The following is an 11750-nucleotide window of genomic DNA, read 5'->3' as shown; positions in this document are numbered from 1 at the left end:
AAAAAATACGTCTTCTTTCTTTATAATCTTTAGCAACTGACGAAAAGCGAAAAATCGATACCAAATATTACGTTTTTATTAAAATTCATAGAGATTTCTTATCTCTGCTTCTCAACCAAATACTTCCAATATCGTTTAGGAACATGCTGTACATGCAGTTTTATGTTTCTACGGGCTTCTATGTTGGTACTTTTGAAATACTGTTTCCACAAACGCTTAAAAAGTCCGTCGCGTTCGTCTAAAGCAATTGTTAAACTACTGCTTTGCAAATTTTTCTGTTCGGTGGTATCAATTTCAATTTCCGATACAGCAACGGTGTCATAATAAAATCCATATTTGCGTTTTATATCGTAAATAATCCAGGGCATATCGGCATACCGGTTTCTAAAGAATGACAATATCAAAGGCAGTACATTAAAATCGGGTTCAATGATTGCATAGTATAATCCGTCGTTACTTTTGCTGAAACGAATAAACGCCTTCATGCGGTGGCGTTCCCTGCTCACTTTTTTTAAGGTTTGATGGAAGTAAAGTACCTGCATATCGCCAAAATTTTCCAATACATCGGTATTTCCTTTGAACAATTCAACCATAATGTAATACGCAGCTTGCCATGCGACAGGATCTTCAGACAAAAATGCTCTGTAAATATCACCAGCGATCGATTTTCCGAACTTGCTTTTTAATCCTTTTTGAATACGCTGTGCCTTATCAACATCGGTAAAAATAGTTCGTTCAGACAGGAATATATCCGGTTGAAACAAACCTTCGGCAACAGGTACGGCATGCCATTCCTTCATTTCGAAACATTCGAAAACGCAACACAAAAATCCCTGATAACTGCCATCGAATACATAATTCATCTAAAACAATTTTAATTGGTTTTCGGCAATTTCTTGCTTGTATTTGCTGTTTCCCGTTTGTAAAATAATGTTTTTCAATTGCGGCGCGTATTTAAAACCCAAAGGCGCAACCGTATCGGCACAAGTAATAAAATGTTTGGCGCGGTTATAGGCAATTCCCATTTTTTTAAGCTGGTATTCGCGTAAACTTCCATATTTTCGGGCTGAAACAATTTTCATTGCAGAACCTCTGCCAATTCCCGGAACACGAATAATGGTTTGATAATCGGCTGTATTAATATCAACCGGAAACAAATGCAAATTTCGTAATGCCCAACCCAATTTAGGATCGATATCCAAATCTAACTGCGTAAATGCCGGATTTAAAATTTCATTCAAAGAAAAATTATAAAATCGCAACAGCCAATCGGTTTGATATAGTCGGTTTTCACGAATCAATGGCGGTCGCGAACCAATCTGCGGTAATGCGGTATTGTCGTTATTAATCGGAATGTATCCACTATAATAAACACGTTTAAGCTGGTATTTCTTATAAAATTCATCGGCAACACTCATAATTTCCCAATCGTTTTCGGGCGTTGCACCAATAACCATTTGCGTACTTTGTCCGGCTGGAACAAATGTCGGAGTATGTTTGATTAATTTTTTTTCGTTTTGAAACGTCTGTATTTTAGTATTTACAAACTGTAAGGGTTTACGAACCGAATCATGATCTTTTTCGGGAGCCACGAGCTTCAAACCGGCTTCGGTTGGCATTTCGAGATTAATGCTCATACGGTCAACATATAAACCGGCTTCCTGTATCAGTTCTTCACTGGCACCGGGAATGGTTTTTAGGTGAATGTAACCATTGTAACGCTCTTCTAACCGAAGTTTTTTAACAATTCGTAACAGGCGTTCCATGGTAAAATCGGCATTTTTAAAAATACCCGAGCTTAAAAACAAGCCTTCAATATAATTTCTGCGGTAAAAGTTCATGGTTAAATCAACCACTTCTTCCACCGTAAAAGCTGCCCGTTTAACATCGTTACTTTTGCGGCTTACACAAAAAGCACAATCGTAGATGCAGTGATTTGTGAGCAGAATTTTAAGCAGCGACACACACCTGCCGTCTTCGGTATAGGTATGGCAAATTCCGGAAGAAGACGCATCACCAATTCCACCGGTATTTTTTCGCTTGCTTCCGCTTGAACTGCAACTTACATCGTACTTTGCGGCATCGGCAAGAATCATTAATTTCTCTTCAATTCGTTCCAAAACATTCATTCTTATGATCTTATCAAAGGTACTTATTTACTACTTTTTAGAAATGTCGTTGCAATGTTAAAAACGACATGGAACTGTTAAGTTTTTGATAAGATGTATTTTAATGATCAAAAGCCTGTTTTTTAACTGGCTAATTATTGCTAACTTGTAGTTTCATTTTAAAAATTAAAGCTATGAATGATTTAAAAGGAAAAAAAATTGCCATTTTAACCGAAGACGGTTTTGAAGAAATTGAATTGACAAGTCCGCGTGCTGCCCTGAAAGAAGCGGGTGCCGAAGTGCTGATTGTATCGCCTAAAAACGGTAAAGTAAAAGCAAAATCGGGTGATGATTGGACGAAGGATTACGATGTGGACCTGCAATTGAATAATGCAAAACCAACAGAATTTGATGCGTTGGTAATACCGGGCGGAGTAATTAATCCGGACAAATTGCGTACAAATAAAGATGCCATACAATTTGTACAGGCTTTCTTTAACGAAAACAAACCCGTTGCCGCTATTTGCCACGGACCACAAGTGTTGATTAATGCAGAAACGGTTCGGAACAAAAAAATGACATCGGTAGAAGCTATTGAAGCCGATTTGAAAAATGCCGGTGCACAATGGGAAGACAAAGAAGTTGTCGTGGACGGAAACCTGATTACCAGCCGTACACCAAAAGATCTGCCTGCGTTTAACAAAACGACGATTGAAGTTATTGCCAACAGATAATAGAAAATGCCGCTTAATTGCGGCATTTTTATTTTACAATTGGAACATCTTTTTCCACTTGGCAACCGTATTGCGGCTTAAACCAAAATGATCTGCCAACTGTGTATTGTTCAGTTTATTTTTTGCCTGATATTGAAGAATTTTAAGAATAGATGTTTTGTCGTATGAGCGGTATTTTTGATCGTTCTCATTTTCTTCTTTGGTTTCTTTGTCAAAAATTAAATTGTTCAGCAAAAAAACATCCATCGAATTCAGTTTTTCCTTTGCCAAAACAGACTTACATACTTCCTTTTTATGCGGATACTTTCTATCAAGCAAGTCCTCATAGATCCTTTTATAATTTGGAATTATAACTCTTTTTTGTGCTTCTTTATCCATTTGTACAATGTTGTTTTTGGGATGTTGTATTTATCCATTATTTCTTTCTGTGTCATTTCCTTATTCTCGTACAATTCAACTATAAAGTTTATAATCTCTGTTGTATAAACATTTTTTCGAAACTGCGGCAGGCTTGAAACAGTATCTTTTTTGTTGTAATTTAAAGATGCCGGTGGTGCGTAGAGTAACAGATGCTGTGAGTAAATTCTAAAAAAATCGTACTCCAATAATTTGCTCCAAAGCAATAACATTTCTGTACCTAAATCTTTTGACTGATACATTTCATTAATCTTACTTTGAGGAACCTTTAGAAATTTCACGATACGGTCATCATCTATCTCTTTTTCGGTAACCAATTGAAAAATAAGCTTCCCGATATGAATATCCTTATACATAAATTCCATAGTCTTTCTTCATTAATCGATCATAAATATTTTCTAATTCCTTCTAAAAATCATAGTAAAGATGGTAGAAGAAACTTAAATTGAAGTAATCATCCTAAATTAATAGAATGATTTAAGGCTTAAAACAGCCTGTTTTATAGTTTGCGTAGCGCAAAGATTTCATAATTCACTGTGCAGAATTAATCAATAGATAAAATCCTGCACAGTGATAATTAACTATTATTGTTTTGCTTTATTAGGAAGCATCGGGTTCGTAATAGCTCCGCAATTTTTAATTTCAATACTTACCTGATTAGACCTATCTTCACAATTATTGCTGTTCGCTACTTTCAATCGTACTTTAATACCATTTAAAACTGTGGTAGCATGCGATATATTTAAGACAGCATTATTCACTGTTATTTGTCCGCTGTAAGTTGTATTGTTCAGCGTATTCCACACCGTTGGTGCAGCTGCCGTTGCATATTCCCAGTTGTAAGTGGTTCCTCCGGTTACATTTACCGTTATTTGAGCATCATTATTTTCACAGATGCTAATGTTACCAACATTTTGTGCAACTACAGGCTGTGCATTAATGGTAACAGTAAACGGAACTTTAGGACCAATACATACAGTACCTGATACTGATGTTCCTTCGGCTACCCAATAGTTATGCGTAGCAACAGCTGTAGGGTTTGGATCTGATGATAAAGGTACGGTTGCACCTGCCGAATCAAAATAATACAACTGGTAACCGTTTGTAACACCTGTTGGTGACAGTGCATTTTGAAGAACTACAGGACTTCCCTGACATACTGATACATTTTGAACAGTTGGCTGTGTTGTTACCAACTCTACCGATGTTTGCAACCTTATATAGCAGTTTGCTTCCATACCAGGAACCATTGCATAATATGTTGTTTTTGTTCCATTCGCTGCTACAGGAAAGTTACCGGTAACTAAATTTGCATTAGAGTCATAATTTGGCGGTGCTACTGTAAAAAACTTGGTTCCTAACGGGTATCTATCAGCAATTTGTGCACGTGGAAATGCATTACCTGCCAATGAGCAAAAAGCTTTAAACTGTAACATACCGTCTTCTACCGGTGGTGGAGAACAACTTTGAATAAATGCCTGACTAACGGCAATAGTAGATTCAAAATCATCATAAATAGCACCTGAACAACTTCCAGCAGCATAATCACGTACCAACTTAGCTGATACCGGAACTCCCGAAGTAGCTCCCGTTCCAGATATCGTACCGTTAACATTTATCTTTAATCCACACGATCCAACTGTAGAAAGTAAGGCACAATTACTTGTTACCTTAAATTTATATTTCAAGGTTCCCTGTAAAATAGCCATTGTGGTATCCAAAGGCAATGTGCCTACATTCCATCTTAATGTTCCTCCAGGATAATCTTGGGGAGTTGCCCCAACGGGTGCCCATGCAGGTTTTATCCATTCTACCGTTGTATTGTTGGGTATTTTAATTGTTGGGTGTGTGCCTTGAACCACAGATGCCCCATCATAGTGTAGATTAAATGGAATAGGAATATCTATCTGTAAATTATTAACTGCCTCGGTTCCTTTATTGTATATATTCAGATCGAATTCTAAATCTTGATCGGGATCAACTGTACTTCCTGTACCAGGGTTGTTGATTCCCGGTGTATTTTCACCGATTACTTGGGGAACATAGGCATCTACAGCGAAAACAATATTGAAGATACTGTAAACATCCTGATTTGAGCCAAATCTAAATGTAGAACTTGTCTGGCTGTTTCCTATTATACTGTTTCCAGTATTTACCAGATCGAACATCACAATATCTATACCTGTATTATTCTGTAGATTTGGATTTCGAGTGTTTCCGCCTGTTAATATTGATGAATTAAAAAAGTTTGGAGTAGAAGTACCTGGAGTAGAGGTAGATCCATTTGATTTATCAATTCTTCGCCACGCATTGGAAGTATCTCTTATATCAAAGTAATCATTACTGATACTCACATCTCCTTCTGCCGCCATCATTCCAAACTTTACATTGACATTGCCATTTTGAGCTGCTCTAAATCCACTTACAGGCAGTTCTTTTGAACCCACAGCCTGACTCATATATCCATACCCGTCAAATACTGTAATATCACGCCATTTCATCGATGTGTTTTTATAGATGATAACCATACCCCAACCACCTATATAACCTACACTACCACCATTTCCTTCTACTAACGCAATATCACCCACAAAATAATTTCCGGCTCCGTTTGCACGTACATAATCTGTAACATCAGAATATGCTGCATAAATATAATCGTAATTATTATTTGGAAATAATATCTGCGGGTTGTTATTTACGGTATGTGCAGTTATTTCTTCATAATTAAGATTGTCTTTTTTTAGTTTTATCTTACGCTTATCAAAGTCAGTGGTTTGAACAACATAGCCCGCAGTCCTATATTGTGCTTCCGTCATTGTTGTTCTACTATCTCTCTGCAAACCATTAATAATAATTTGCTGTCCGCCCACGTTTAAACTTAAATTTGTATTAAATGTAGCAGTCCCAACATTAGATGAATTTGAATAGCTTACTGGAATAGAAGTAAAGCTTCCTGTTGTTCCCGTTCTATACTGTACCCTGTTACTGTTATTGTTATTTGTAAAATCAATCTGAACTATACTAGATCCTACTGTAATTGTATATCTAGGATAATAATCATTGTTTGTACCCTGTCTAGATATTGTTACTATTGCATTCCCTTCAATCTGACCATTATGCCCGAATCTTCTTGATGTGCTAAAAGTATATCCCGGGTTGATTAAAGACGATGTTTGTGCTCTTCCTGTCCAATATAATCCTGCATACACAATTTCTGTACACTCTCCTCCCGGTATATTTAATTGTGCAGATGAAGAGTTTCTTGTGGCTCCTTGTCCATCAATATCTACAAACTGCATATCAGCACTATTGCTTCCTGTGTTAGAATAATTAACCAATGTAATATTGGTATTACCAATCATAGTAAAATCTCCCTGCAAATTGTAATTGGTTACCCCTGTATACGGAGCCGGAGCTTTAGAAGAAGTTCGTTGGGTAAAATTCACCTGAGCAAAGATGCCGGTAGTACCTATACCTACAAAAACCAATACCATGACTATTTTTATAATAACACGAATGTTATTTATCTTATTTCTTATCATTGAATTTGTTTTTACTGGGGTTGTTCCATTGTTAGATATAATACTTCAACTCCTGATTTACTACTTAACAAGGCTAACAAATTTTGAAAATTTGTCTCAATTGTTTGTTTTGAAAGATTCTGATATGATCTTACATAAACATATTCAAGATTTGGAAGTATGGATAATAAATTATTTGGGAAATTAAAGACATCTGAACCATTCCATTCAATATTCAATACCTTAATAGTACTAATCTCATTTGCATAATCTTGTGTTATCAATGTAAAATCGGAAGGTTTTTTTAGAAATAAAGTATTTATATTTTCTCCGGACCTTACATAAATTTTAGGCTGCTGATCATCATTCACAAATGCAGAACTTTGTGGGCCATTTATAAAATTGTTCAATATTTCTCTCGAAGAATTTTGCAAACTATTTAACTTTACATCATATTCTGTCACAGCATTTTGCGACTGTGCCTTGAATCCAAAACACAGTGCAAAAAATATCGTTATATATAAAACTGCTCTTCTCATAATTAATCTTCGTTTACAGAAAATACAATATTAATAAAGCTTCCATTGCTAATGTCTGCGGTTGAACTCACAGTATATGTCATTAATCCTGCAGCCGTTATGCTATTAATTGTAAATACGTTTGAAGTTGCATACGTTACGTGAAAACCTAATTCGCCTGCCGGTAATACCGGTAATGGTGCTGCTCCTGCACTACTCATAACAGGCGAACCGAACTGTGCAACATAAATACTGTACAAATCAATAGTTCCCGTACGAGTAGCGTTGTTAAATGTAACACCTGTTTGTCCTACCTGACTTTCTGCTGTTGGCACCAATACCGACGGCATATAAAAGAATTTAGGCATTGCAGCTTTTAATGCTTTTACTTTATCGTCTGCTCCTACTGCCAACAGGTAATCTGTTACACCTGTCCCGGTATTTACCGTAGCCTGAACTTTGGTTTTATCTAAACCTGTAATATTCAAATCACTTCCACCTGTTGCTATAGTAAACGGATTACCATTTTGAGTAATGGTTGTAGTACGCGTTAAGTTTCCACCTAATTTCACTTTATCATCATGAATTTCAACACCGCTTTCTGCCTTTACATCTAACCTGTTGTTTGCTGTATTTAAAACAAGTCCGTCTCCTGCTATGCTCGGATTTAAATCTTCTGCTAAAACAGTACCATTGATAATCTTTCCTGTAGTAACAGCATTGTCTGCCAATTTTGCTGTAGTTATACCGTTATTTGTAACATGTAACTGTGTGTTAACCAAAGTTGTTCCCGTACCGTTTGTTACAGTAATAGAATTATCACCAGCTGTTGCTGTTAAATCTTTACGGTCTGTAACATTACCTGCATCAATCTTTGGTGTTCCCGGTTCCCATTGGTTTGATGTACTGTTATAAACCAACGCCTGACCTGCTGCAGAAGGTGCTGTAGCGCTCACAGAAGTGCCCTGAATCTTAACTACTTTTGTAGCGTTTGCAGTACCTGTAACATCTCCATTCAGCGTTATTTCAGCAGGGTTTGCAGCTACCGTATATGTTGTTGTTTTTCCAGATGTACTAGGGGTAACCGTAATACCTGTTCCTTGAGCAACCACCGTATTATTCTGATTTGCCTGTATTGCCGGTGTTAAATCAACACCTGTACCAGGCACTCCGTTTACAGTAGTAATCAATTTGTTATCAACATCTAATGAGTTTGCTACTGAATTAATAATAGCAGCAGCATCTGAAACACCATTTACATTTGATGTAATTGTATTTCCGTTTGACGTTAGTATATTAGTTGTAGTTGGCGATATAACCGACTGATCTACCCACGTTGTTCCATTTCCAGAAGTATTGGTCACCAATACCTGATTAGCTGTTCCCGGAGTTATAGCAAGCGTTACATCTTTTAATGCAGATCCGTTACCATTACCAACCGTTATTCCTGTACCCGTAATATTTTTACCTGATACAATGTTTGCATCTGTAATAGTAACCGTTGAAGCTACACCGTTAACCGTACTTGTTAGTTCGTTGTTTACTAAACGAAGAGTGTTAGTTGTATTCGCCGCTACCAAAGCACCTAAATCAATTGTATTGCTTACGCCTTTGTTGTCTGTGAATACCAATGTTTCGTTCGCTGCATCGTAGCTTAAAGCTGAATTGTTCATTGCGATGTTCGTTGATACACCTGCTGCATTGGTATGCGTCAGCGTGTTCGTTGTGCCATCATAGCTTACAGATCCTTCGTTTAAATTGATTACTGAAGCTGTACCTTTTTCATCGGTATACGTCAATTCATTGGTAGCATTGTTGTAAGACAATACCGTCAATGTTTCGTTCGCCGCTACCAAAGCACCTAAATCAATTGTATTGCTTACGCCTTTGTTGTCGGTGAATACCAAAGTTTCGTTCGCTGCATCGTAGCTTAAAGCAGAATTGTTCATTGCGATGTTGGTTGTTACACCTGCTGCATTGGTATGCGTTAAGGTGTTCGTTGCGCCATCATAGCTTACCGATCCTTCGTTTAAGTTGATTACCGAAGCAGTACCTTTTTCATCGGTATACGTCAATTCATTGGTCGCATTGTTGTAAGACAATACCGTCAATGTTTCGTTCGCCGCTACCAAAGCACCTAAATCAATTGTATTGCTTACACCTTTGTTATCTGTGAATACCAATGTTTCGTTCGCTGCATCGTAGCTTAAAGCAGAATTGTTCATTGCGATGTTGGTTGTTACACCTGCTGCATTGGTATGCGTTAAGGTGTTCGTTGCGCCATCATAGCTTACCGATCCTTCGTTTAAGTTGATTACAGAAGCAGTACCTTTTTCATCGGTATACGTCAATTCATTGGTCGCATTGTTGTAAGACAATACTGTCAATGTTTCGTTCGCTGCTACCAACGCGCCTAAATCAATTGTATTGCTTACGCCTTTGTTGTCTGTGAATACCAATGTTTCGTTCGCTGCATCGTAGCTTAAAGCTGAATTGTTCATTGCGATGTTCGTTGATACACCTGCTGCATTGGTATGCGTTAAAGTGTTCGTAGCGCCATCATAGCTTACCGATCCTTCGTTTAAGTTGATTACAGAAGCAGTACCTTTTTCATCGGTATACGTCAATTCATTGGTCGCATTGTTGTAAGACAATACCGTCAATGTTTCGTTCGCTTTTACGATACTTGATAAGCTTGCCCATTCTACATTGCCTGCCGCATTGGTAATCAACATCGAGTTTGCTGCGCCTTCCTTAATCGATACCTGGTATGGATCGGCCGCTGTTCCCGTGCCGGTTACATCGATAAACGCGCTGCCGCCAATGTTGATGGCATCGTTCGCTATCGTGGTCAGATACTCTTCAAAAGTATTGTAGGTAGCCCCACCAACGGTAATCTGTTCGTTTACAATGTCGTTGTAAATGTTCTCGAACTGGTTCACTACTGATGCAGGTACGTCGATGATCGCCGTTGCTCCTGCTTCGTTGGTATAAGTATACGTCCCGTCGTTGTTGTTTACGATCGTGGTGATTGTTTCGTTTGCTTTTACGATTGTTGATAAGCTTGCCCATTCTACATTGCCTGCCGCATTGGTGATCAGCATTGAATTCGCTGCGCCTTCCTTAATCGATACCTGGTATGGATCGGCCGCTGTTCCCGTGCCGGTTACATCGATAAACGCGCTGCCGCCAATGTTGACCGCATCGTTTGCTATCGTGGTAAGGTACTCTTCAAAGCTGTTGTAGGTAGCCCCATCAACGGTAATCTGTTCGTTTACAATGTCGTTGTAAATGTTCTCGAACTGGTTAACTACTGATGCTGGTACGTCGATGATCGCCGTTGCTCCTGCTTCGTTGGTATAAGTGTACGTCCCGTCGTTGTTGTTTACGATCGTGGTGATTGTTTCGTTTGCTTTTACGATTGTTGATAAGCTTGCCCATTCTACATTGCCTGCCGCATTGGTGATCAGCATAGAATTCGCTGCGCCTTCTTTGATCGATACCTGGTATGGATCGGCTGCTGTTCCCGTGCCCGTTACATCGATAAACGCACTGCCGCCAATGTTGATGGCATCGTTCGCTATCGTGGTCAGGTACTCTTCAAAGCTGTTGTAGGTAGCCCCACCAACGGTAATCTGTTCGTTTACAATGTCGTTGTAAATGTTCTCAAACTGGTTCACTACTGATTCAGGTACGTCGATGATCGCCGTTGCTCCTGCTTCGTTGGTATAAGTATACGTCCCGTCGTTATTGTTTACGATCGTGGTGATTGTTTCGTTAGCTTTAACAATTGTTGATAAGCTTACCCATTCTACATTGCCTGCCGCATTGGTGATCAGCATAGAATTCGCTGCGCCTTCCTTAATCGATACCTGGTATGGATCGGCCGCTGTTCCCGTGCCCGTTACATCGATAAACGCACTGCCGCCAATGTTGATGGCATCGTTCGCTATCGTGGTCAGGTACTCTTCAAAGCTGTTGTAGGTAGCCCCACCAACGGTAATCTGTTCGTTTACAATGTCGTTGTAAATGTTCTCAAACTGGTTCACTACTGATGCAGGTACGTCGATGATCGCCGTTGCTCCTGCTTCGTTGGTATAAGTATACGTCCCGTCGTTGTTGTTTACGATCGTGGTGATTGTTTCGTTTGCTTTTACGATTGTTGATAAGCTTGCCCATTCTACATTGCCTGCCGCATTGGTGATCAGCATAGAATTCGCTGCGCCTTCTTTGATCGATACCTGGTATGGATCGGCTGCTGTTCCCGTGCCCGTTACATCGATAAACGCACTGCCGCCAATGTTGATGGCATCGTTCGCTATCGTGGTCAGGTACTCTTCAAAGCTGTTGTAGGTAGCTCCACCAACGGTAATCTGTTCGTTTACAATGTCGTTGTAAATGTTCTCAAACTGGTTCACTACTGATGCAGGTACGTCGATGATCGCCGTT

The 11750-nt window shown here is 38.8% G+C and carries 8 protein-coding genes; 1 reads left to right on the top strand and 7 read right to left on the bottom strand.

Features of this window, described 5'->3' with window-relative positions; translation table 11 throughout:
* Positions 1–98: 98 nt before the first annotated feature.
* Together BM253_RS05790 and BM253_RS05785 are read right to left on the bottom strand one after the other, a co-directional pair.
* Complete coding sequence (locus BM253_RS05790) at positions 99–863, bottom strand: TIGR03915 family putative DNA repair protein (RefSeq protein WP_091520588.1); 765 nt, start codon at positions 861–863, stop codon at positions 99–101.
* Positions 864–2129: a putative DNA modification/repair radical SAM protein gene (locus tag BM253_RS05785; RefSeq protein ID WP_091520586.1), complete on the bottom strand. Its 1266-nt coding sequence runs from the start codon at positions 2127–2129 to the stop codon at positions 864–866.
* 173 nt (positions 2130–2302) lie between these two features.
* Between BM253_RS05785 and BM253_RS05780 the strand changes: the two genes are divergently transcribed.
* On the top strand, positions 2303–2842 hold the full coding sequence (locus BM253_RS05780) for a type 1 glutamine amidotransferase domain-containing protein (RefSeq protein WP_091520583.1): 540 nt from the start codon (positions 2303–2305) through the stop codon (positions 2840–2842).
* Between the two features lie 33 nt (positions 2843–2875).
* Here BM253_RS05780 and BM253_RS05775 read toward each other — a convergent pair whose 3' ends face one another.
* From BM253_RS05775 to BM253_RS17305, 5 genes are all read right to left on the bottom strand, one after another.
* On the bottom strand, positions 2876–3220 hold the full coding sequence (locus BM253_RS05775; RefSeq protein ID WP_091520579.1) for a helix-turn-helix domain-containing protein: 345 nt from the start codon (positions 3218–3220) through the stop codon (positions 2876–2878).
* Positions 3190–3624 (bottom strand): transposase, encoded by a 435-nt coding sequence (locus BM253_RS05770; RefSeq protein WP_091520576.1) that lies wholly within the window; start codon positions 3622–3624, stop codon positions 3190–3192. Before BM253_RS05770 ends, BM253_RS05775 begins: the two co-directional genes overlap by 31 nt.
* A gap of 219 nt (positions 3625–3843) precedes the next feature.
* Positions 3844–6804: a hypothetical protein gene (locus BM253_RS05765; protein ID WP_143095590.1), complete on the bottom strand. Its 2961-nt coding sequence runs from the start codon at positions 6802–6804 to the stop codon at positions 3844–3846.
* 11 nt (positions 6805–6815) lie between these two features.
* Positions 6816–7322 carry a hypothetical protein gene (locus BM253_RS05760; protein WP_091520569.1) on the bottom strand — a complete coding sequence of 169 codons (507 nt, stop codon included), beginning with the start codon at positions 7320–7322 and terminating at the stop codon, positions 6816–6818.
* A gap of 2 nt (positions 7323–7324) precedes the next feature.
* The coding region (locus tag BM253_RS17305; RefSeq protein ID WP_091520565.1) for a beta strand repeat-containing protein at positions 7325–11750 on the bottom strand (4426 nt) is incomplete at its 5' end.

The sequence above is a fragment of the Paenimyroides ummariense genome (assembly GCF_900115115.1).
Taxonomy (GTDB): Bacteria; Bacteroidota; Bacteroidia; order Flavobacteriales; family Flavobacteriaceae; genus Flavobacterium; species Flavobacterium ummariense.
This window is presented reverse-complemented; position numbering and strand designations above follow the sequence as displayed.